This is a genomic window from Janthinobacterium algoris, assembly GCF_051380935.1.
Lineage (GTDB): Bacteria > Pseudomonadota > Gammaproteobacteria > Burkholderiales > Burkholderiaceae_D > Janthinobacterium.
This window is the reverse complement of record NZ_JBNYXZ010000002.1, coordinates 108,158-129,947: the sequence shown is the minus strand read 5'-3', so window position 1 is coordinate 129,947 and position 21,790 is coordinate 108,158. Positions and strand designations below refer to the sequence as shown.

Sequence of the window (21,790 nt, the reverse complement as noted above, 5' to 3'; positions counted from 1 at the left end):
GGCGATTTTACCCTACGTACAACACGACCATGGAAGCGGCCAGGCAATACGCGCCAAAGAAATGCCAGCGCCCCTGTTCCAGCCAACGCGACAGCCAGCGCAGGGCCAGCAAGCCGGCCAGGAAGGATAGCAGCATACCCAGCAGGCTGGGGCCGAGCAGGTGCAGCAGGCTGTTGCCGTGCTCCAGATGGTCCAGGCTGCCATTTGCCACGGCCTGGTAAAAGCGCCAGCCTTCCTTGAGCAGCACGGCGGGCGTCAGCACCACGGCCAGGGCAAAGCTGAATTCCTCGGCGCGGCGCTGCGGCACGCCCATGGCGATGCCGGCCGAAATGGTGGCGCCCGAGCGGGAAAAGCCCCGGAAGGGCAGGCACAGGCCTTGCACGGCGCCGATCACCATCGCCTTGCCGATGGACAAGGTGCCGTGCTGGCGCGCTTGCAGGCGCGAGGAAACGATGATCAGCACGCCGGCGGCGGCCAGTGCGGCGGCCATCAGTTTGGCGTTGCCGAACAGGTGCTCGATTTCAAAGCCGGGCGCATCCTTGCTCATGATGTGCGTAATGCCCTTCAGCAAGCCAAAGCCGACGAGGCCTGTCAGGGCCGTGGCGGCCACGAGCAGCAGGACATTGCTGCGGAAGGCGGTGGCCGAACGGAAGTACGTGGCGCGCCAGGATTTCCAGAAATACACGATGACGGCAAACATGGTGCCCGTGTGCAGCATCACCAGCAGCATGGTCAGCTCCGGCGATGTGGGGTCCAGGCCCATCCATTTTTCCGCCATGATGACGTGGGCGGAGCTGGAAACGGGCAGCAGTTCGGCGAAGCCCTGGACGATGGAAAGAATAAGTAATTGCAAAAAGCTCATGGGAATCTGGACTCAGACGGGGCAAGATGGGCCGCCGATTTTACCCGCCCGCTACGGCGGGCGCGTCCTGCAGCAGATTACAGTTTGTCCATGTTTTATTGGCTGACCGGCAACGGCGGTTTGAATACGGCGCGGAACGCCTTCAAGGCAGCCGCGTGATAGATCGTGCCATGGCTTTCTTCCGGCATCTTTTCCTGATGCCACTGCAAGCCGGGCGGCGCCTGTTTTTCCAGCACTTCGGACAGGCGTTGCACTTCGACTGCGATGCCCGCCTCGCTGCTGGACGCCAGGTACAGGCTGTGCCTGCCTGGCCTGCCCTTGGCCAGCAGGGTTGCCGCCTGGCGCGGCAGGGCGCCATGGTTCCACCACAGGCTGGGGTCGAACGCCAGGTAATGGTCGAACAGTTGCGGCTCCAGCAGGTACGTTTCCACCACGAACAGGCCCGCCAGCGATTCGCCGACGATGGCCGTTTCGCCCGTCGTGCGGTAGCGCCGTTTGACTTCCGGCATCAGTTCATCGCGGATGAAAGCCCGGTAAGCGGACGCGCCGCCCACCACGGGGGCGATCTTGCGGTCTTCGGCACTGTCCGTCGGCCCCGTCAAATCGCGCCGGCGCTGCGTGTTTTGCATGCCGACCAGCATGAAAGGGCGCATCGTGCCATTCGCCACCGACACTTGCAGCAAGCCGGCCACATGCAGGAAATCTTCCGCCACGCCGCCGTCCGGCATGTACAGCACAGGCAATGGGGCATCGGGTGGCGTATCCCAGGCGCGCGCCATGTACACATTGATGTGGCGCTCTTCCTGCAGCGCCTGCGAATCGATGCTGAAACTTTCGCCGATGACGAGCGGCGTGGCCGCGCCGGCGGTAGCGGTCGGTACGGCTTGGGCAAGGTGGAAGGGGCTGGACAGCAGCAGGGCGGCGGTAAGGTGCAGTGCAAGGCAAGAGCGGCGCATGTTTTCCTGGGACAAGTAGTTGGATTGATGGCGTGTACTTGTATAGACATGCCATCAGGCAATTCTATCTTATCCATTTTATCGTTGACGCGGCCTTACTTGATTACTTGATCGTCAAGAGTTCCCGTTCGAGCACGACGCCCGCCTTGTCCACCGTATAGGCGACCAGCAGCGCGCCATCGTCGGCGCAGGCATGGCAGCTCTTCAGGGGCGTGGAAAACAGCAGGCGCTGGCCGCCATCGCCAGTGGCCGTGCTACCGACGAAATCGGCGGGGGCAAAAGCCACGGCGTCCGGGTGGGCGGCGGCAAACGCACGCCAGGCGGGCGTGGCGCGGTCTTCCTCGCGCACGGAATCCTCGTCAACGTCGATGGCCGCGCCATCACTGCCGATCAGCAGGCTGCCTTCATTCGTGTTGGCGCGGAAAGGATAGGTGACGGTAGCCAAGGCCACTTTGCCCAGCGGGCGCCAGGCGGAGATGAAGCCCGCCTTGTTTGCCTTGACCAGCATCCTGGCGGCGGCGATGGCTTGTGGACGCGCGCCGGCGCGCTGCATGGTGCGCAGCAGGCAGACGTCGGGCGCGGTATGCGATTGCTCGCTGCGGCAGGCCGACAGCGAGCGTTCCGTCCACACGGCGCGCGCGTCGATGGGGCCCGTCTCCCGGGCATGGGCCGCCTGCATGGCGGTGAGGGCGGAGCAAGCAAGCATGGCGCAACCGAGTGCGTGGCGGGAAAAACGTGTGGACATGGAGTGGCCTTTCAATAGCGGAAACACGAGAGTCTCCGATTATAGGAGGGGGGCGGCGTGCTGGCGCGCACGGCTGGCTGGCCGCTTGCGCCTCGCTTAACGCTTCTTTGCCGCCGCCTGGCGCAGCGCCTTGGCTTCCTGCTTGTTGAGAATGTGCGGGCGTGTGGCCAGCTCAGCCTTGACGGCGGCGATGGCGGCGCCGAACTGCTGCTCGGCCTGCGCTGGGCTGGCGCCTGCATAATCGTGCTGGTTGGATTGGGCGGCGCGCAACCGGCGCAGCAGCGCCAGCAATTGCTTGCCGTGCAGGCTGGCGAGGTCCTGTGCCAGTACTTGCTTGACCAGCGCGCCTTCCACATGCTCGGGGTCAATCAGGCGCAGCAGGGCCAGGCCTGCGGGCTGTGGGGCCGGAGTAAATTTGTTCATCCGGCCATTCTAAATGACGCCAGGATTACAGGTAATCCCAGATTTCATCGAATGTTTCGCGCGCGAAATCGTTGCGCCAGGCTTCCGAGTTCTTTTCGCGGCTGACGGCAAACACGGCACGCCAGGTCTGCTTCGGCGCACTGGTGTAGGTTGCGGCGATTTTTTTCAGGCCGGCTGTACATTGCTCGACCTTGCAGCCGCTTTTGGCCAGTTGCTGGGCGGCAGCCGCCCATGCCACTGGCACTTTGACGACCTGGCATTCGAAGCTGACGGCGGCCGTCTGCATGCCGTTTTCCACCGTCACCGGGTCCGCCTTGGTGGCTTGGCACACGGCGCCATTCTTGGCGGCGATGACATTCGCGGCCAGCAGTTCGGCGGCCGGGGTCACGGCTGCTTGCATGGCGGTCGGGAACAGGTCGGCGATCAGCTTGCCGGTTTCCGTCGGGAACTTGGCGTCCGCTTCCTTCAAGCCGCTGTACGACGCATATTCGGCGCTCTGGTGGCCCGCCAGGCGGGTGGGGCGCAGGTAGGCGTTGAGCTTGGCGACGCTGGCTTCATCCTTGTTGATGATGGTTTTGATGTACAGATTGGCCACCTCGACCGGGGCCAGTGCGACGGCTGTTTCGGCGGCGATGGCGGGTTGGGCCAGCGCCACGGCAGCCGCAAAGCTTGCTGCCAACAGCGCAGCGCGCGATATTTCTTGTGTTTGATGCATGTATTTTCTCCACGATTCGATGTCAGGCGCCAAAAGATATTTTGCAGTAATTCTGGCGCGCGCATTGTATATGGTGAAAGTCATAACGTTGCGCACATAACGTAGTGACCTCAAGCGTCCGCCCTGCTCGCCGCTGCCAGCAAGGCCAGCAGCAGCTCCTTGCGCCGGCCATGCGCCTTGCGGGCCAGGGCCGCGAGTTTTTCCAGCTTGCCCCAGATCGGATACAGCATGTGCTCCACCAGATAACCTTCCAGGCCCTGCAGTTGCTGGCAGAACAGTTCCAGTTTCTCCACCTCCTCCAGTGCCACCTGGATCCTGATTTTTGCGTTATCCGTGCATGCGCGCAGACACGCTGCCAGCACGGGAGCGGAGTCGTGCGTGACGCCATGTTGTTCGGCGAAGGCGGCCGTAAACTGATCCTGCACGGATTGATGCTCTTCGTCGACGTTGGCCATGTAGTGCTGTACCAGGGGGAAATAACGCGCGTCGAGCAAGCCCAGGCCAAACGTGGCATAGCTGCCGGGCATGCAATTTTTTTCACCTTCCGTGTCGGCATAGAATTCGAATTGCTCGATGGCCGCGCGCGCATATGCTTCCAGCTGCGGCTGCAGGCCAGGCCAGGCGAGGGCGTTGGCAAAGAAGCGGTGCGTATCGGATTTGGCCAGTCCTTTCAAGGGAAGATATTGCTTCACCTTCGATTTGAGCTTGATCTGGTAGCTTTTCGGGAAACCGTTGTTCAGCAGACGCGTGATGAACGCCAGCGCCTGCGCATACGCGTCTTCTTCTTCCCGGAAGATGCTGATGTTGATCGTGGCAAACACGTCGTTGGCGCGGCATTCCAGCAGTGCATTTTTTATATGGATGTCGGCATCGGGGAAGCTGCCGCTGCCTTCTGACAGCATGCGCACGGCCCGTTCGCTGCCCAGTTCGCGGGCAATTTCCAGGAACTTGAGGCCCTTTGATTTGGCGTAGCTCGGTTCGTGGCGCAATATCATCACGGCGCCATACAGCAGCAGATCGATCGGCTGCAGCGCTTGCGTATCGGGCGCCGCGCCCGTTTTCAAGGTGTATTTCGTGCTGCAATAGGCCGATTGCTGCACATCATAGAACTGCGGCAGAAATTGCTGCTCCGCCCAGGCCGACACGGCCTGGATGATATCGCTGCGATGTTCTGCCAGCGCCTGCGGCCGTGACTTGTTCAACTGCTCTATGCGTTCGAATTGCGCAATCGTCCAGGCGATATCGGGCTGCGGAAACAGGTAAGGATCGAGTAGGTGGCGCGTCAGGAAAAACGTTTCCAGCTTTTTTGTCGGCCTGCTGCCGCGCTCCAGTTTTTGCGTGATGTAAGTGTGTATGTGCTCGAGCAAGGTTTGGCGCTTGCCTTCGTTGACGTAGTCGATCAGCTTCAGGTGCAGCTTGCCCTGTGCCGTCTGGAATTTGCCGCGAAAGCTGAAGCGATAGTCGATCAGGGGCGTGTCGGCCAGTTTCTCCAGCTTCGCTAGTACCATGGCAGCCAGCTGGGGCGCGATGGTGTCGCGCACGACGGCTTCATCCAGGCGCGATGGCGTCCTTGGTGCGAACTCATCGGTATCAGTCAGATGGAAATCGTCGGCCGTCGTGCGTCCGGGTTTGTAGTCGAGCAAAAAATCATTAAAGATACCCATCTGCAAGGTGGTCCGGTTCACGGCGGCTTCCAGGTCGGTACGCTTCAGGCGCTCGACAAACCACGCCTCCACGGCCGCCATCATTTCCGCCGTTGCCTGCGCTAAAAGTGTGTTCATTGACTTCCCTGCATCGTGCGTGACAGCGCCACCGGCTGCCGTCACGGTCATGTTTAATATAAAGCACTATTTTAGGTGCTCAAGCCTGGCCGCAACAAGGGCCGCACGGTTGTCAGGACGGGGCGGTGAGGAAGCGCGCGTCGATGTCGTCGGACTGCGGCCCCACGGTGATCGTGGTGTGCCAGCCGGAAGGCTTGTCTTTGCCATCAAACAAGGCGATGCGCGTGTGGACAAACAGGACCGAATACACGCCGGATTTCATGTCGCGGTTCAAGTCCCAATGCATCAGTTCGATGGCTTCGCCTATGCGCGGCAAATGGGCGCCCGGCGGTAGCAGAATGTTCTGGTTGATGAATTCCCTACTCGGCCCCGGTTCCTTCTGGCGCGGATCGATGTAGCGGAACGAAACGCTGGTAACGATGTTTTGCATGCGTAGCACCTGCTTGGTTATGTATCTGATGACAATAGCACAGGGAGACGGTCGGCGCGTGCGCTGCACGGCGCCAGGCGGGCTTGCGCGCGACTATGTTCGGTAGCAGACGGTACTTGCCAGCTCACCACGCTAGGCTTGTTTATTCTTAATCATTGAGATTGCTGGAAACGCCATGATGCATATATTCCTAGCTGAAAATCGCGCCGAGCTGGAGCGCCGTTGCCGAGATAAAGTTGCCAAGAGGCCGTTGCGATTGCCGACCGATCAACAGTTGCAACATGGCATACCCATCTTCCTGGATCAGCTGATCCGCACTCTGAAGGCGGAGGAGGAGGGCCAGATGGCGAAGAGCCTGGCCATTTCCGGCCCCGCCGATGGCAATGCGCTGGCGACATCGGAACTGGCCGACAGCGCCACCACGCATGGCGGGCAGTTGCTGGCGCTGGGCTATTCCGTCAGCCAGGTGGTGCACGATTATGGCGACCTGTGCCAGGCCGTCAGCGATCTTGCCGTAGCGCTGGACGAGCAATTTGCTGTTGAGGAATTCAGGACGCTGAACCGTTGCCTCGACAATGGCATTGCCGAAGCCGTTTCCGAATTTACCCAGCGGCGTGACGTGCTCATTGCGAATGAGCAGGCACTGGCATTGAGCCAGCGCATCGGCTATTTTGCCCATGAATTGCGCAATCACCTGGGCACGGCCAGCCTGGCCGTCGCCGCGCTGAAACAGGGCAGCATGGGCGTGGCGGGTGCGACTGGGGCTGTGCTCGACCGCAGCCTCGTGGGTTTGCGGACGCTGATCGACCGCTCGCTGGCGGAAGTGCGGGTGGAGGCGGGCCTGACCTTGCAGCGCTCGGTTTTCTTCTTGAGCAACCTCATCAGTGAATTGAGCCATTCGGCCAACCTGGAAGCGGAATTGCTACGTTGCACCTTGATTGTGGAAGAGGTCGCTCCCTTGCTGCAGCTCGATGCGGACAAGGATTTGCTACTCTGTGCCGTGGGGAACCTGCTGCAGAATGCCTTCAAGTTTGCCGCGCCGAGTGGCACGGTGGTGCTGCGCGCGTATGCGAACGGCGAGCGGATCAGGATCGAAGTGGAAGACAATGGCGTCGGCCTGTCGCCGCAGGCCGCAGATGACTTGTTTTTGCCCTTTACGCAAGGCGGCGCCAACAAGACGGGCCTGGGCTTGGGGCTGTCGATTGCCCGGCGCAGTGTGGAAGCAAATGGCGGCAGCTTGAGCGTGGAAAGCGTGCCTGGTCATGGCTGTGTCTTCATCATCGACCTGCCCCTGCATGTCGGGGCTGTCGCCACGTTGGCCATATGAACGGGCGCGGCGGCCATGCCTTATGACATCCTGCGCGACAGCATCGCACTCGAGCCAGCGGGCGACGCTATCCGCTTCCATCTGGCTGTTTTTGGGGTTGAAAAGTCTTGCCGCATTACCGTGACCGCATTGCGCAGCCTGGACCAGAGTCAGGGCGGTGACTTGCTGGCCATCTTCGACATCCACCGGCTGCGCATCGGCCAGCGCGCCTTCGCATATCTGAGCCGCGATCTGCTGGTCAGCAGCGTGGTCTTGCGGGCACTTGATTTTTAGTTACTATTTCCTGTGCCGATGCCCATGCTCAGCCCAGATATGGTATTTCCGCACAGATCGTCAAGTAAATGCAGGTATGGCTGGACGGAAATGTTACATCTGGGTATTCTGCGCATCTGATACTTATTTCTATACAGAAAAAGTAAGAGGGCGGTTCGTGTCAGCGGCAACGCGGCTCGCACGGCTAGGCAAGGTCAGGCATGCAAAGGTGACGTCGTCCGCTTGCTGAGCGAAACTATCGTGTTTCGGCTCGCGACGGGCGGGGAAACAGTGCTGTCATCTTAAAATAGTAGGAGAGGTTGCTCATGGATGCAGAAAAGGATGTTGTGTACGGTACAGAAGATTTGTTGATGAGTTTGTGCAACTCGGTGGTTCGGGTGCTCAACGTTGCAACGCAAAGCAGAGTCAATTATTCAGGCATGGTGCAGCGCATCACGAAGACCGGCCTGAAGCCGGACATCGGTTGCTTCGTGATGTTCGATGGCGGTTTCACGGGCCTGGTGGTGCTCAATTTTGCCGCCGATACGGCGATGGAAATCTACGAGCGCTACATGTTGCACATGGGCATGCCGAAGTCGGAACTGGCCAATTTCTACACGTCGGACGAAGTGTCGAACATCATGGGCGAGCTGATGAACCAGATCGTGGGCGACTTCACGGGCAAGGTGCGACGCGAACTGCAAACGAACATCACCCAGAGCCAGCCGAAGATGCTGGTGCTGAACAAGCAGGTGATGCTCAGCGTCGACACGCCGCTGGACCGCCCGGAAATGCGCCGCGTCACCTTCTACACGGAAAAGAACAATATTTTCTATCTGGAACTGGCGATCGACCGTACCGAGTTCATCAAGCTGCACGATTTCGATTCGCGCGAAGTCGATGCCGACTCGCTGATGGATACGGAATACGCGAACCGCGAACGCGACGCCGCGCCGGCAGTGGAACCGGAAGACGACGACAACGCCGACCTGCTCAAGTCCCTGGGCATGTAAACGGGCTTCGCCACTAGCGGCGGCATGCTTGCCGCCGCTAGTCGATGATGTTTGCCTTGCGCAAGCTGGCTGGCAAAAATATATCCCCCCCCCAGAATACCAAACACAACAAACAGCTGGCCGCCGATCCACGCAAGGGCCTTGCCTGAAGCCATGTCAAAGAATATGTGGCACAGGGAGGCGATCATTGCTTATTTCATTTCCGGCCATGCCAACACCTCGTGCGCGCCGCCGCGAGGCTGGGCGCGGGGCAACGAAGATACTTTTTCCAGCCGCCGTTCTCCCGCGATGCCGGCCTGCTTGCCAGCATCGAGCGACCAGTACTCGAGCGCATACACATAGCTGCCATCGACGATGGTCAGCGATTCCTTCTGGCGTCCGTTGGGCGCCTTGTAATACAGGCGCCGCGCGGGCCTGCCATCCACCGTCTGTTTGAACGCTTGCGGCGAAATCGTGACGCGCTTGCCCGTCTTGCCTGCCATCGACATCGCCGTGATCGTTACGTAGGCCCTGTCCGGGCAGCGCGCCAACAGGTGTGCGCCGCTCAGCACAGTGGGGTGCGCTTGATCCTGCGGGAAGCCATACGGCTGCGTGCCGACGATATCGTGGCACTCCATCTGCTGTGCCAGGGCCGTCAGCGCGGCCGGGTCGAGCGCGCTGCTAAAGTGTTTTTCTTCGGCCTGCGCCTGTCCCAACGCCCAGCGGCGCTCCAGCTCGGCCAGCGAAATGTCGCTGGGCACGGGCAGCAGCGCGGGGGCATCCGGATCGGCGGCGCTGGACGTTTCCGCCTGCATGCGCGAGGCGACAGAATGGCTGCGCTCGACTTGTTCTGCATTAATCGGGCCGGCAGCCAGGGCCGAGTTGGCGAAGCACAGGCCCAAGCCCAGTGTCAGAACATATTTTGTCAGCATACAACCTCATGGATGTTTATCTGGCACGGCGTGCGACGCGACGCTCGAGTGTAGCGATAAACGCGTGTACAACCAAGCGGGTCTTGACATTCCGGTGCGTTAGCCACTTTACACAGCAGCGGCACGCCGGTCTGATGACATGCCGCCGCAGTTGTCTTACCGTCCGGCAACTGCTGACGCCAGCTCAATCGAACTCAGTTTCCAGCCCCATACGCCATGGCGCAGCAGGACCAGTGCGCCTTCCTGTGCCTTGCCATCCTTCGCGCGCACGACGAAGGTGTTCACGCCGGCATAGCTCGCCGAATAGTCGGCCTTTTGCTGCGCGCCATCGGCCGGGGCATCCGCACTTGCATCCGCTCCCGCTTGCGGGCCGACGGCGCTTTTGTTGACCAGCGCAACGACGCCAGCGGGCGAGACCATGGTGTCGACCATCTTGCCCAGCATGGCGTTGGCGATCGACTGGCCCAGGGCGGCCAAGGGATTGTCGCTGCCGGCTGTTGCCTCGATGCTGCGGGCCATATTGCTTTCCAGCTGAGCCTTGACGCTGGCGCGCAAGGCGGGGAAGTCCACGTGTGTGGCCAGAGCCTCGGCGTTGCGTTCGGCCAGGGCGGTCTTGATCTGGTGCAAGGCGTAGTACGGCGAAGCGTAGGCGGTGGCGGCGACGGCAATGACGGCCACGGCCGCGGCGATAGTGATTTTTTTCAAGTGAAGCCTGTGAGGTGGAGGGTAGAAAACGGATGTCACGCAGCGTATCCGCTAAATTAAAATGCGGCAATCATATTTTCTTGCCATTATTTCTCCGCATACATTCCGGTCGCCCATGGCGGACCACTATAGAGTGATGAGGGTGGGTGCTGTATAATGGAAGGAAAGTACTTAACTAGCTGTTTTAACTGAATAAAGACCCAATATCACATGCTATCTACAGCAAATATTACGATGCAGTTTGGCGCCAAGCCATTGTTTGAGAATATCTCCGTCAAGTTCGGCGACGGCAACCGCTATGGCTTGATCGGCGCCAACGGCTGCGGCAAGTCGACGTTCATGAAGATCCTGGGCGGCGACCTCGACCCGTCGGGCGGCAACGTCATGCTCGATACCAACGAGCGCCTGGGCAAGCTGCGCCAGGATCAATTTGCCTTTGAAGACATGCGCGTGCTCGACGTGGTCATGATGGGCCATACGGAAATGTGGGCCGCCATCCAGCAACGCGACGCGATCTACGCGAATCCGGAAGCGACTGACGACGACTACATGCAGGCGGCCGATCTGGAAGGCAAAGTGTCCGAATACGACGGCTACACGGCCGAATCGCGCGCGGGCGAACTGCTGCTGGGCGCCGGTGTCGCCATTGAGCTGCATCAAGGCCCGATGAGCAATGTCTCGCCAGGCTGGAAGCTGCGCGTGCTGCTGGCGCAGGCGCTGTTCTCGAACCCGGACATCCTGCTGCTCGACGAGCCGACGAATAACCTGGACATCAACACGATTCGCTGGCTGGAAGACGTGCTTAACGAGCGCAACTCCACCATGATCATCATTTCCCATGATCGCCACTTCCTGAACCAGGTGTGCACCCACGTGGCCGACATGGACTATGGCACCCTGAAGATTTACCCGGGTAACTACGACGAATACATGTTCGCCTCGACCCAGGCGCGCAACCAGCAGCTGGCCAACAACGCTAAAGCGAAAGACAAGGTTGCCGAGCTGCAGGAATTCGTGCGCCGCTTCGCCGCCAACAAATCCAAGGCCCGCCAGGCGACATCGCGCGCCAAGCAGATCGAAAAAATCAAGGTCGACGACATCAAGCCATCGTCGCGCGCCTATCCGTTCGTGCGTTTCGACGGCGAAAAGAAATTGCACCGCCTGGCCGTGGAAGTCGAGAATATCTCGAAAGGTTTTGACCGCCAGCTGTTCAAGAATTTCAGCATCATGGTCGAAGCGGGCGAGCGCATCGCCATCATCGGTGCCAACGGCGCCGGCAAGACCACCATGCTGCGTTGCATCGCAGGCGAGATCGCCGGCCTGCAGCCAGACCAGGGCCGCGTGAAGTGGGCGGAAAACGCCAACGTCGGCTACATGCCGCAAGACCCGACGGAAGATTTCGCCAAGGACACGAACCTGACCGACTGGATCGGCCAGTGGACGAAAGAGGGCGACGATGATCAGGCCGTGCGTTCCATCCTGGGCCGTTTGCTGTTCGGCGGCGACGATGTGAAAAAGGCTGTCAAGGTGTTGTCCGGTGGTGAAAAAGGCCGCATGATGTACGGCAAGCTGATGCTGGGCCGCCACAACGTGCTGATGCTCGATGAACCGACCAACCACATGGACATGGAATCGATCGAATCCTTGAACATTGCGCTGGAAAAATACGCGGGCACCCTGATCTTCGTCTCGCATGACCGCGAATTCGTGTCGTCGCTGGCCAACCGCATCATCGAGATCAAGGAAGACGGCATTGTCGATTACAGCGGTAATTACGAAGATTATTTGAAGAGCCAAGGCATCGATTAATTCGATGGGTTGCCGGATGGCGCATGCAGCGCTTCCGGCATGCAGTGTCGCAGGCTGGGCAATCGGTCTGCCGATATGCCATCGTGTATTCTCACCCAGCTACCCTACGCCATGCAAACTTTAGCCATTAAATCCGTCGAATATGAACATCCACAAGACGGAACCAGCTGCACTGCCCACGCCTGGGCACGCACGCCAGCGACGCCGTCCCCGGCTGAAAAAGCCGAACTGATCACGCGCATCAAGCGCCTGCTGATCGAGCGCGAAGCCGTGCTCGTTGCCCACTACTACGTTGATGCTGACCTGCAAGACCTGGCCGAAGCCACGGGCGGCTGCGTCTCCGATTCCCTGGAAATGGCCCGCTTCGGGCGAGACCATCCGGCCAAAACCCTGGTCGTGGCCGGCGTGCGTTTCATGGGCGAAACGGCGAAGATCCTCAGTCCCGAGAAAACCGTGCTGATGCCCGACCTCGACGCGACCTGTTCGCTCGACCTCGGCTGCCCGGTGGACGAATTCACGGCTTTCTGCGATGCCCATCCGGACCGTACGGTCGTTGTCTATGCGAACACCAGCGCGGCTGTAAAAGCGCGCGCCGACTGGATGGTGACGTCGTCCATCGGTCTCGACATCGTCGCCCACCTGCATGCGCAGGGCAAGAAAATCCTTTGGGCGCCCGATAAACACCTGGGCTCGTATATCCAGAAGCAAACGGGCGCCGACATGCTGCTGTGGCAGGGTAGCTGCCTGGTGCACGATGAATTCAAGGGCATCGAACTCGATTTGCTGAAGGAAGAGTATCCGCAAGCGAAGGTGCTGGTACATCCGGAATCGCCCGCCAACGTGGTGGCGCTGGCCGACATGGTGGGCTCGACGTCGCAAATGATTGCGGCAGCGCAAACCATGGACACGGATACCTTCATCGTCGCCACCGACAACGGCATCCTGCACAAGATGCGCGCGGCCGCGCCGGGCAAACGCTTCATCGAAGCGCCCACGGCCGGCAACAGCGCCACGTGCAAGAGTTGCGCGCATTGCCCGTGGATGGCCATGAATGGCTTGTTGAACCTGGCGCAAACGCTGGAAAACATGCACAACGAAATCCACGTCGATCCCGCAGTCGGCCAGCTGGCCGTGCGCTCGATCAATCGCATGCTTGACTTCGCCGCCGCCAAGAAGGCGGGCCTCAAGCCGGGCGCGGACCTGGCAAAAGAAACCACATTGTTCCAAGGAATCGGTCCAGCATGAGTACCCTCGTTAATTCTTTCGCCCCTTTCGATGCCGCCCTGGCGCGCGCATTCGAAGGCAATCTGCTGGCCGCCTTGCTGGAAGACGTGGGCCAGTGCGACCTGACGGGCGAGCTGGTGCCGCCCGACCACATCGTCACGGCCCGCGTCATCGTGCGCGAAGCAGCCGTGCTGTGCGGCGCACCGTGGTTCGAAGGCATCATGAAAAGCCTGGATCGCAGCATCGATATCGCTTGGCATTACGCCGAAGGCGACAGGATGACGGCCGACAGCGTCGTCTGCACGATTCAGGCGCCGGCGCGCGCCTTGCTCACGGCCGAGCGCAGCGCCCTCAATTTCCTGCAACTGCTGTCGGCGGTCGCCACGGCCACGCGCCAGTATGTCGATGTGATTGCCGGCACCAAGGCATCCATCCTGGACACGCGCAAAACCTTACCTGGCCTGCGCCTGGCGCAAAAGTATGCGGTGCGCGTCGGCGGCGGCAAGAACCAGCGCCTGGCGCTGTACGACGGCATCCTGATCAAGGAAAACCATATCGCGGCCGCTGGCGGCGTCAGCCAGGCCCTGGAAAACGCGCGCAACCTCGACGCGGGCGTGCCCGTGCAAATCGAGGTGGAAACCCTGGCGCAATTGCAGGAAGCGCTGGACGCGGGCGCCGTGTCTGTGCTGCTGGATAACTTCAGCAACGAGATGATGCGCGCCGCCGTGGCCCTGACGGAGGGCCGTGCCTTGCTGGAAGCGTCGGGCGGCATCAATGTCGATACCGTGCGCGCCATTGCCGAAACAGGTGTGGACCGCATCTCGATCGGCAGCCTGACCAAGGATGTGCGGGCCACCGATTACTCCTTGCGCATCGTCGGCTGATGGGTAGAGCGGGGCGGCGCCTGCTGGCCTTGGCGCTGCTGTGGCCGGCATTCGCCGTGCCTTTGCCGGTGCAGGCGCGCGAGCTGCTGGCCGTGGGTGCGCAGTTCGAGCGCGTGTTCGAGTATCAGGAGAGCGGCGAATATGGCGGACTGGGCGCGGAATTGCTGCGCCTGATGGCGGCGCGCACGGGTCATACCGTGCGTTTTCGCATGGTGCCGTGGGCGCGCGCGCAAGCCATGCTGGTGCAGGGCCAGGCCGATATCTTGATCGGCCCCTACAAGACGCCCGAGCGCATTGCCAGCATGGGGTTTTCCGACAAGCCGTTTTACCAGGACCAGATGGTCTTTTATACGCGCCAGGACGCCAGTTTTGGCTGGGATGGCGATTACAGCGTGCTGAAGCAGCGCAGGGTGGTGCTGCTCAACGGCTGGGCCTACGGCGCGGACTGGGAGCGTGTGCGGCCCAGCTTGCAGGTCAGCGTGGCCAACAATGTGGAAAATGGCTTGAAGATGCTGGTGCACAATCACGTCGACGTGTTCGTCAGCAACCGCCGCAACACCGACCCCGTGATTGCCCGCCTCGGCTATGGGCGCCAGGTGAAACCCCTGCCCAAAGTCATCGAAATACAGAACGGCTATTTTGCCTTTCCCCGCTCGCCCGCCTTTGACAAGTTGCGCCTGCAGTTTGACCAGGAACTGAATGGCCTGATCGAGACAGGCGAACTAAAAAGACTGGGCAAGCGCTACGACGTCGGCATGCCCTGAGCGCATGCCGCCAGACCAGGCGGCATGCTTGCTTTGCCTGCATTACAGCTGGCGCGCCTCAAACGTATTGCACTGTGCAATCTGGCCGCTCTCGATGCCCTTGCTGAACCAGCGCACGCGCTGTTCCGAGGTGCCGTGCGTAAACGAGTCCGGCACGACATGGCCTTGCGACTGCCGCTGCAGCGCATCGTCGCCGATGGCCGTGGCCGCTTTCAGGGCCGCTTCCACGTCGCCCTGTTCCAGGATCTTGCGGTCCTGGTTCGCGTGATACGCCCACACGCCGGCAAAGCAGTCGGCCTGCAATTCCAGGCGCACGGACATGGCGTTGGCCTGGCGCTCCGATTGCGTGCGGCGCGCCTTGTCGACCTTCTCGGATAAGCCCAGCAGGTTCTGTACGTGGTGGCCCACTTCATGAGCGATCACATAGGCTTCGGCAAATTCGCCCGAGACCTTGAAGCGCTGCTGCATCAGCTTGAAGAATTCGAGGTCCAGGTAGACTTTCTGGTCCCCGGGGCAATAGAAAGGCCCGCTGGCGCTCTGGCCCGTGCCGCAGGCCGTCGGCGTGCTGCCGGAGAACAGCACCAGCTTCGGTTTCACATAGCTGCCGCCTTCGGCCTTGAACAGCGCGCCCCAGGTGTCTTCCGTATCGGCCAGCACGGTTTTCACGAAGCGGGCCATCTCGTCCGATTCGGGCGGCTGGCGCGCGGGTGCCTGGCTTTGCTGGGTGCTGACCTGGCCGCCACCGCCGCTGAGCAGGTTCAGCAAGGTCAGGGGATTGACGCCCAGCACATACGAGCCGACGAGGGCGATTACGATGGTGCCGATGCCGATCGAGCGGCCGCCAAAACCAAAGCCGCCACCGCCGCCGCCCCCACCGTCTTCGCCACGGCGGTCTTCCACATTGTCGCTTTCGCGATTGCCATCCCATTTCATAATATCTACTCCTGCTGCGATTTGCGATTGATTGGTGACGTTTGAAAATGCCTCTTGCGACGAATCTTATAACGAGTCTTATAACGACTCTTATAATTATCGCAGCAAACTGCGCCGCGACAGGGGCGACAGTGTTACGCTTTGCAACTTTCCAACCACACCACAACAGGTGCACGCATGGCGCTTGCCAACGATACACGCATTTCGCCCACGGCGGTGGTCCAGGCACAACTGGACGCGTATAACGCACACGACGTGCCGGCCCTGCTGGCCATCTACGCCGATGATGCGCAGCAATTCCAGCATCCCGCTACCTTGCTGGCCGCAGGCAGTGCGCAAATCGGTCCCCGTTTCACGGCCCGTTTCGCCGCCAGCAAGCCGCAAGCGCAGTTGCTCAACCGCATCGCCTGCGGCAAGCTGGTGATCGACCATGAAATCGTGCATGGCGACACGCCGGACGGTGTTTCCGCGCAGGAACTGGTGGCGAGCTATGAGGTGGAGCAGGGACGCATCGCGCGTGCCTGGTTCAGCTTTGGCGCCTTGACCAGCCTGCGCGTGGCGCTGCCGGCCGACGTGCCGCAAATGAACGCACTGATCGCCCGCTCCGGCGTGGCACTGAGCGCCGGGTTTTATAGTGAAGAGCAGGCCGAGGCCGTGACGCGCCATGTATTCGGCGTCGATACGCAACTGCTTGCCGACCGGACGTACTTCGTCATCGAACGCGATGGCGCCATGCTGGCCTGTGGTGGCTGGAGCCAGCGCGCCACCCTGTATGGCGCCGATCGCGCCAAGAGCGGGCCTGACCTGCTGCTCGATCCGGCCAGCCAGCCGGGCCGCATCCGCGCCTTCTTTGTGGAGCCCGCAGCCGCCCGCCAGGGCCTGGGCAGCATGCTGATGCGCCATTGCGAACGGCAGGCGCTGGGCGCCGGTTTCAGTGCGCTGGAACTGGCCGCCACCTTGCCCGGCGTGCCGCTATACCTGGCCAGCGGCTTCGCCGTTACTGAAGAGTTTCATCTGGACTTGCCCGATGACATCAAACTGCCGCTGGCGCGGATGCACAAGCGGCTGTGAGCCGCCGGCTTACCAGGGCAGCGGGGCCTTTTCCCCGTTGGCATGCTCGCCGTAATACAGCGAGGGCAGGAAGCGTGACAAATAGGTAAATTCGCTGTAGCAATGGCGCAGCAAATTCAGACCCAGCACGTCAGGCACATCGCGCACGGGATCGAGGCTGTTACGACCCAGCAGGAAGCGGCTGCGCAGCACGCAGCCCGTGGGCGTGTCGCGCGTCAGGTGCAGCATTTCGCCGTCGAGCGGGTCGCCCTGCGGGTCCAGCTGCACATGCTCGCCAAAGCCGATGCGCGCGCAGATGGCGGCCGACAGGGCGCCGCTGTCCTTTGCCTGTTGCAGTTGCGCCGGATCAAACACGTCTTCCGGATCGTGGAACTTCAGCTTGGCTTTCACGGGCGGAATGTCGCCCAGGGATTCCACCGCTTCGATCGAGGCGCCGTAGTAACTCTCTCCCTTTTTCCACGCGCTGTTCCAGCCATGGTGCGCCACGTGGTCGTGCGGATGCCACCACTTGATGTGCTGCGTCGTCTCGAAAAACGTAAACCACCAGTCCAGCATGCGCCCGCTGCAGCCGTGCAGCTCCGTGCGCGCCGCCACCAGCAGGCAGCCATTATCCAGGCGAGTGATGCCCGTTTCCAGGTGCAGGGGAAACGGGTCGAGCAAGTCGCCCGTGCTGGTGATGCTCCATGGGAATTCAATATGCTTCGTCATGTCGTTCTCCTTTGTTAGGGTGCGACAATTATATATTAAAGAAACGATAAACGTTTCTTTAATATGTTTTAGTGTAGAATTGTTCAACGATCAAGACTGGAGCTGGCATGCAGCAAGAAGAAAGCAAGGCCTTGCGTGGACGGGGCCGTCCGGCGCGGCCGCCCGAGGAGGCACGCGTAGCGGCCGTGCAGGCGGCCACCTGGCTGCTGCTGCACGAGGGCTATGCGGCCACGACCATGGAAGCGGTGGCGCGCCATGCGGGTATGGCAAAGAAGTCGCTGTATCAGTACGCAGCCAACCGCGAGGACCTCGTCGCCCTGGTGGTGCGCGGCTGGACGGATGCTTACCTGCCGGCCATGTCGCACGATGCGGCCGCGCCTGGCGAGGTCTTGCCGCTTTTGAAAGAGGTATTGCAGGCGATGGCGGCGCGCGTGCTGACGGCCGATGCTGTCGGCCTGTTCCGCCTGCTGTGCACGCAATTTCCCGCGCGCGCGGACTTGCTGGCCGTGTATCAACGCAACGGCATCGAGCGGGGCACGGCCTTGCTGGCCGAGTGGTTGCAGCGTCAGGCGGCGCGCGGCCATCTGCTGCTACGGGATGGGCAGGATGGGCATGATGGGTACGAACTGGCCGGCTTGCTGCTGGCCATGGTGATCGCCGAGCCTCTGCGGCAAATGGCGCTGGGCTTGCTGGCACCGGTGCCAGCCTGGGATGCCGCGCCGCGCATCGACGCCGCGCTGCGCCTGCTGGGCGGGTCGGGGTTCAGCGTAGCTGGTGCTTCAACGCTTCGCGGTAGCTGAGCGGCGATAACTGCTGGCGGTGCGCGTTGGCAAACGCCGTCACCGCTTCGGGGGCGTGGCGCGCGTAATCGCGCAAGGCCCAGCCGATGGCCTTGCGGATGAAAAACGCGTCTTCATGCGCTAGCGCCAGGGCCGCGTCAAATAGCCAAGCGGCATCCGTGTCAGCGCGCCAGCCCAGCTGGTGTAGCATGGCGATGCGGCGCAGCCAGAAGTCGTCGTGGCGCAAGGCCGCGTCCATGTGCGCATGGCCATCGCCGCCGCGCCGCAGTTCCGCCTGCAGCACGTCGCCGACGACGCCCGCCATGCCGTCGACGCTATCCCACCAGGCGCGCTGGCGCGCCAGTGCCAGCAGGGCGGGGAGATGATCGATGCTCAGCTGGCGCACGTGCACGGCCAGCATGTCGAGCGCCACGTGCTGGTACTCGCGCTGCGGCTGCTGCCACAGCAGTTGCGCGTGTTCCAGTAGCGTCCCCGGATCGATGCCCTTCAGGCTCGCCAGCAAGGCCTTGGCCGCCAGCCGGCGCTGTGGTGCACCCACGCCCAGGAACACGAACTGGTCGCGCATATACGCCTGCATGGGCGCGGCACGGGTGGGGTCGGCGGCCGTTTCGAGTGCGATTTTTAATTCCGCGTGCAAGTTCATGCTGTTTTCCCATGTCCAGGCGTAAAAAAGGCGCTCCGTGGAGCGCCTTTTCATCTTTATCCACTATTACTGGATTTTTGCCTTCTTCATCAGCTCGTCGCGGTAGGCGGCGAGTTTCTTTTGTTGCAGCGACTCGGCCACTTGACCCTTGACTTCTTCCAGTGACGGCAGCTTCGTCGGACGGGTTTCTTCCAGCTTGATCACGTGGAAGCCGAATTGCGATTGCACGGGCGTTTGCGTGACCTGGCCTGGTTTCAAGGCAACCATGGCGTCGGAGAATGGTTTGACGTACGAAGCAGGGCTAGCCCAGTCCAGGTCGCCGCCATTGGCTGCGGAACCGTCTTTCGATACTTTCGCCAGTTCTTCGAACTTGGCGCCGCCTTTCAGCTTGGCGATGATGTCTTTCGCTTCGGCTTCGGTAGCCACCAGGATGTGGCGTGCATGGTATTCCTTGTCGCCCGCCTGTGCCTTGAACTTGTCGTACTCGGCCTTGATTTCAGCGTCCTTGACAGGGCTTTTCTTGACGTAGTCGGCCAGCAGGGCGTTGATGATGATGCTTTGACGGGCATTGTCGATTTGCGACTTGATTTCCGGACGCGTGCCGTAACCTTGCTTGTCGGCTTCCTGGATCAGCACTTCACGGCCGATCAGGTCTTTTTTAATGGCTTCGCGCAATTGTGGCGAATCGGCTTGCTTGCCTTGGGCAACGACTTGCTTGACGACCTGGTCAACGCGCGACGATGGGATGGCCTTGCCATTCACGGTGGCTACGTTTTGCGCGAACGCAGGGATCGCCACAACGGCGACCAGGGCTAAGATCAGGCGGGCTGGCTTCAAAATCATGTTCATTCCTAATAAGTATACAAAAAACCGGTACAAAAGATCGCGACTGCCGTGCAGTGCGCATTCAGGCGCAGAATACACGACCGGCGCCGAAAAGGGCGCCGGGGAGGTCAGTTCTTACTGAACTTTTGCTTTTTTGATCATTTCTTCCTGATACGCTTGCAGTTTCTTTTGCTGCAGCGCTTCGGCGATCTGTGGCTTGACTTCTTCCAGGGTCGGCAGCTTGGCCGCGCGGGTGTCGTCCAGCTTGATCACGTGGAAACCGTTAGGCGTTTGCACAGGGGTATCGGTGACTTGGCCTTTTTGCAGTTTCACGAAGGCGTCGGAAAACACTTTCGGGAAGGACGATGGGGCTGCCCAGTCCAGGTCGCCGCCGTTGTCGGCCGAGCCGGCATCTTTCGATTGCTTGGCCAGCTCTTCGAACTTGGCGCCGCCTTTCAGCTTGGCGATGATGTCTTTCGCTTCGGCTTCGGTCGCCACCAGGATGTGGCGCACGTGGTATTCCTTGTCGCCGGTCTGCGCCACGAAGCGGTCGTATTCAGCCTTGATTTCAGCGTCGTTGACAGGGTTCTTTTTCAGGTAGTCGCCGACCAGGGCGTTGATGACGATGGCCTGGCGCGCGTTCTCGATTTGCTGCTTGACGGCTGCATCTTTACCGAAACCTTTGTTTTCCGCTTCTTGCATCAGCACTTCACGGCCGATCAAGTCTTTCTTGATCATTTCGCGCAATTGCGGCGAATCCGGTTGCTGGCCTTGGGCGACGACTTGCTTGACGACTGCATCAACGCGCGACGATGGGATAGGCTTGCCATTAACAACGGCAACATTTTGCGCAAAAACAGGTACCGCGACAACGGCGAGTAGTGCGATCAGCAAGCGGGCTGGCTTAAAAGTCATTATTAAATCCTGTTAGGGAAAGTTTCGTAAAAAACGCATGGAAAGAAAACGCGTGCATGACACTTGCGGCAAGCGGCGTACCAAGTTGCCCCGATACGCCAAAACGCCATCCTTACACTACTTCGGACGGCGCCAAGGCCACAATCGCCAATGCATGTATCTCATTATGCATCATATCGTGCACGGAATCATACACCAGTCGATGGCGCATGACGAGCCTGAGCCCCTCAAATTGACTAGAAATAATGCGTAGATTGTAATGACCTCCGCCCGAGGCGGCGCCCGCGTGGCCCCGGTGGCGCGCCGAGTCGTCTTCCAGTACGCATTCCAGAGGAGAAAGTGCCGTTTCCAGGCGGATACGAATGCGCTGCATGCGCGTTTCCGGCGAAGTATTCTCTGTGGTGGTGTTCATCATGCGTCTTCCTTGATATGTTTGGCCAGGAACAGCGTTTGCGCCACGATGAAAGCAAAGAAAATGCCCGTCGCGCCAAACGCCTTGAAGCTGACCCAGGCAGCCATGTCGCCCTTATACAGCACGAAGGCGACGAACAGATTCAGTGCGCCGATGGCGCCGAAGAAGATGATCCACGCGGCCAGCAATTGGTTCCAGACGGCATCCGGCAATTGCACTTGCGCTTCCATGGTCTTGCGGATCAGGTTTTTCTTGAAGCCAACATGGGCGATCAAGAGGGCCAGTCCGGACAGCCAGTAGATCAGGGTCGGCTTCCATTTCAGGAAGAAATCGTCATGCAGGTAAATGCTGGCGCCGCCGAACACGACAAAGATGAACAGCGACAGCCACAGCATGCCGTCGACCTTGCGCCCGCGCAGCAGCAGATAGCTGACTTGGCAGGCGGTGGCGACGATGCCGACCAGGGTGGCGAGTATCCACGGCGCCTGGTCAGCCTTGATCAGGCCGCCTGACACGAAGCCGGACAAATATTGCTGCACGAAATCGTGCGTGGCCGCTTCATACATGCCGCCCAGCTTGAAGGCGGCGAAGAAGGCGATCAGGGGGAATAGGTCGAATAGAAATTTCATGGCGAGACTTTACACTGGTCTTATTAAATTCATCTTAGGAATGGCTTAGGAGC

At 60.6% G+C, this 21,790-nt stretch carries 25 protein-coding genes; 9 read left to right on the top strand and 16 right to left on the bottom strand.

Features of this window, described 5'->3' with window-relative positions:
• Positions 1–7: 7 nt before the first annotated feature.
• The 7 genes from ACQ4W7_RS03505 to ACQ4W7_RS03475 all read right to left on the bottom strand — a co-directional run bounded on the left by ACQ4W7_RS03505 (position 8) and on the right by ACQ4W7_RS03475 (position 5,912).
• A complete protein-coding gene (locus tag ACQ4W7_RS03505) occupies positions 8–862 on the bottom strand; it encodes an undecaprenyl-diphosphate phosphatase (protein ID WP_436528473.1) in 855 nt (284 codons plus the stop codon).
• A gap of 95 nt (positions 863–957) precedes the next feature.
• On the bottom strand, positions 958–1,818 hold the full coding sequence (locus ACQ4W7_RS03500) for an alpha/beta hydrolase (RefSeq protein ID WP_436528471.1): 861 nt from the start codon (positions 1,816–1,818) through the stop codon (positions 958–960).
• Between the two features lie 103 nt (positions 1,819–1,921).
• Positions 1,922–2,563 (bottom strand): hypothetical protein, encoded by a 642-nt coding sequence (locus ACQ4W7_RS03495; protein ID WP_426071253.1) that lies wholly within the window; start codon positions 2,561–2,563, stop codon positions 1,922–1,924.
• Positions 2,564–2,659: 96 nt separating this feature from the next.
• Positions 2,660–2,986 (bottom strand): hypothetical protein, encoded by a 327-nt coding sequence (locus ACQ4W7_RS03490; protein WP_426071252.1) that lies wholly within the window; start codon positions 2,984–2,986, stop codon positions 2,660–2,662.
• 25 nt (positions 2,987–3,011) lie between these two features.
• Positions 3,012–3,701, bottom strand: a complete 690-nt coding sequence (locus ACQ4W7_RS03485) for a hypothetical protein (RefSeq protein WP_436528469.1) — start codon at positions 3,699–3,701, stop codon at positions 3,012–3,014.
• Positions 3,702–3,811: 110 nt separating this feature from the next.
• A complete protein-coding gene (locus tag ACQ4W7_RS03480) occupies positions 3,812–5,482 on the bottom strand; it encodes a DUF6138 family protein (RefSeq protein WP_436528467.1) in 1,671 nt (556 codons plus the stop codon).
• Positions 5,483–5,594: 112 nt separating this feature from the next.
• Positions 5,595–5,912, bottom strand: coding sequence for a hypothetical protein (locus ACQ4W7_RS03475; RefSeq protein ID WP_426071249.1), 318 nt, complete (start codon positions 5,910–5,912; stop codon positions 5,595–5,597).
• Positions 5,913–6,168: 256 nt separating this feature from the next.
• Between ACQ4W7_RS03475 and ACQ4W7_RS03470 the strand changes: the two genes are divergently transcribed.
• From ACQ4W7_RS03470 to ACQ4W7_RS03460, 3 genes are all read left to right on the top strand, one after another.
• Positions 6,169–7,239 (top strand): sensor histidine kinase, encoded by a 1,071-nt coding sequence (locus tag ACQ4W7_RS03470; protein WP_426071248.1) that lies wholly within the window; start codon positions 6,169–6,171, stop codon positions 7,237–7,239.
• A gap of 15 nt (positions 7,240–7,254) precedes the next feature.
• On the top strand, positions 7,255–7,512 hold the full coding sequence (locus ACQ4W7_RS03465; RefSeq protein WP_436528464.1) for a DUF1488 family protein: 258 nt from the start codon (positions 7,255–7,257) through the stop codon (positions 7,510–7,512).
• A 305-nt stretch (positions 7,513–7,817) separates the two neighbouring features.
• Complete coding sequence (locus ACQ4W7_RS03460; RefSeq protein WP_426071246.1) at positions 7,818–8,504, top strand: DUF3334 family protein; 687 nt, start codon at positions 7,818–7,820, stop codon at positions 8,502–8,504.
• A 191-nt stretch (positions 8,505–8,695) separates the two neighbouring features.
• On the opposite strand, the gene ACQ4W7_RS03455 is transcribed toward ACQ4W7_RS03460, so the two are convergent.
• Positions 8,696–9,415 (bottom strand): hypothetical protein, encoded by a 720-nt coding sequence (locus ACQ4W7_RS03455; RefSeq protein ID WP_436528462.1) that lies wholly within the window; start codon positions 9,413–9,415, stop codon positions 8,696–8,698.
• Between the two features lie 156 nt (positions 9,416–9,571).
• Positions 9,572–10,120 carry a DUF2939 domain-containing protein gene (locus tag ACQ4W7_RS03450; protein ID WP_436528460.1) on the bottom strand — a complete coding sequence of 183 codons (549 nt, stop codon included), beginning with the start codon at positions 10,118–10,120 and terminating at the stop codon, positions 9,572–9,574.
• A 210-nt stretch (positions 10,121–10,330) separates the two neighbouring features.
• Between ACQ4W7_RS03450 and ACQ4W7_RS03445 the strand changes: the two genes are divergently transcribed.
• The 4 genes from ACQ4W7_RS03445 to ACQ4W7_RS03430 all read left to right on the top strand — a co-directional run bounded on the left by ACQ4W7_RS03445 (position 10,331) and on the right by ACQ4W7_RS03430 (position 14,801).
• The gene (locus tag ACQ4W7_RS03445) at positions 10,331–11,929 is read left to right on the top strand and encodes an ABC-F family ATPase (RefSeq protein ID WP_436528458.1); all 1,599 of its coding nucleotides are present in this window, start codon (positions 10,331–10,333) and stop codon (positions 11,927–11,929) included.
• 111 nt (positions 11,930–12,040) lie between these two features.
• A complete protein-coding gene (nadA, locus tag ACQ4W7_RS03440; RefSeq protein ID WP_436528456.1) occupies positions 12,041–13,174 on the top strand; it encodes a quinolinate synthase NadA in 1,134 nt (377 codons plus the stop codon).
• Positions 13,171–14,037, top strand: coding sequence for a carboxylating nicotinate-nucleotide diphosphorylase (gene nadC, locus ACQ4W7_RS03435; protein WP_436528454.1), 867 nt, complete (start codon positions 13,171–13,173; stop codon positions 14,035–14,037). Before nadA ends, nadC begins: the two co-directional genes overlap by 4 nt.
• A complete protein-coding gene (locus ACQ4W7_RS03430) occupies positions 14,037–14,801 on the top strand; it encodes a substrate-binding periplasmic protein (RefSeq protein WP_436528452.1) in 765 nt (254 codons plus the stop codon). The genes nadC and ACQ4W7_RS03430 overlap by 1 nt, the downstream gene beginning before the upstream one ends.
• A 42-nt stretch (positions 14,802–14,843) precedes the next feature.
• Here the strand turns inward: ACQ4W7_RS03430 and ypfJ are convergent, their stop codons facing one another.
• A complete protein-coding gene (gene ypfJ / locus ACQ4W7_RS03425; protein ID WP_436528450.1) occupies positions 14,844–15,734 on the bottom strand; it encodes a KPN_02809 family neutral zinc metallopeptidase in 891 nt (296 codons plus the stop codon).
• 177 nt (positions 15,735–15,911) lie between these two features.
• Here ypfJ and ACQ4W7_RS03420 point away from each other — a divergent pair, with 177 nt between their 5' ends.
• Complete coding sequence (locus tag ACQ4W7_RS03420; protein WP_436528448.1) at positions 15,912–16,805, top strand: GNAT family N-acetyltransferase; 894 nt, start codon at positions 15,912–15,914, stop codon at positions 16,803–16,805.
• A 9-nt stretch (positions 16,806–16,814) separates the two neighbouring features.
• Here the strand turns inward: ACQ4W7_RS03420 and ACQ4W7_RS03415 are convergent, their stop codons facing one another.
• Positions 16,815–17,513, bottom strand: a complete 699-nt coding sequence (locus ACQ4W7_RS03415; RefSeq protein ID WP_426071237.1) for a DAPG hydrolase family protein — start codon at positions 17,511–17,513, stop codon at positions 16,815–16,817.
• Positions 17,514–17,620: 107 nt separating this feature from the next.
• Between ACQ4W7_RS03415 and ACQ4W7_RS03410 the strand changes: the two genes are divergently transcribed.
• Entirely contained in the window at positions 17,621–18,313 is a 693-nt protein-coding gene (locus ACQ4W7_RS03410; RefSeq protein WP_436528446.1) for a TetR/AcrR family transcriptional regulator, read from the top strand.
• Here the strand turns inward: ACQ4W7_RS03410 and ACQ4W7_RS03405 are convergent.
• From ACQ4W7_RS03405 to ACQ4W7_RS03385, 5 genes are all read right to left on the bottom strand, one after another.
• Positions 18,276–18,956, bottom strand: coding sequence for a DNA alkylation repair protein (locus ACQ4W7_RS03405; protein ID WP_436528444.1), 681 nt, complete (start codon positions 18,954–18,956; stop codon positions 18,276–18,278). The genes ACQ4W7_RS03410 and ACQ4W7_RS03405 overlap by 38 nt on opposite strands.
• Positions 18,957–19,022: 66 nt before the next feature.
• Positions 19,023–19,799, bottom strand: a complete 777-nt coding sequence (locus tag ACQ4W7_RS03400) for a peptidylprolyl isomerase (protein ID WP_426071234.1) — start codon at positions 19,797–19,799, stop codon at positions 19,023–19,025.
• 117 nt (positions 19,800–19,916) lie between these two features.
• Positions 19,917–20,696, bottom strand: a complete 780-nt coding sequence (locus tag ACQ4W7_RS03395) for a peptidylprolyl isomerase (RefSeq protein ID WP_426071233.1) — start codon at positions 20,694–20,696, stop codon at positions 19,917–19,919.
• A gap of 112 nt (positions 20,697–20,808) precedes the next feature.
• Positions 20,809–21,111, bottom strand: coding sequence for a BolA family protein (locus ACQ4W7_RS03390; protein ID WP_436528441.1), 303 nt, complete (start codon positions 21,109–21,111; stop codon positions 20,809–20,811).
• Positions 21,108–21,737 (bottom strand): septation protein A, encoded by a 630-nt coding sequence (locus ACQ4W7_RS03385; RefSeq protein WP_046682773.1) that lies wholly within the window; start codon positions 21,735–21,737, stop codon positions 21,108–21,110. The genes ACQ4W7_RS03390 and ACQ4W7_RS03385 overlap by 4 nt, the downstream gene beginning before the upstream one ends.
• Positions 21,738–21,790 lie beyond the last annotated feature (53 nt).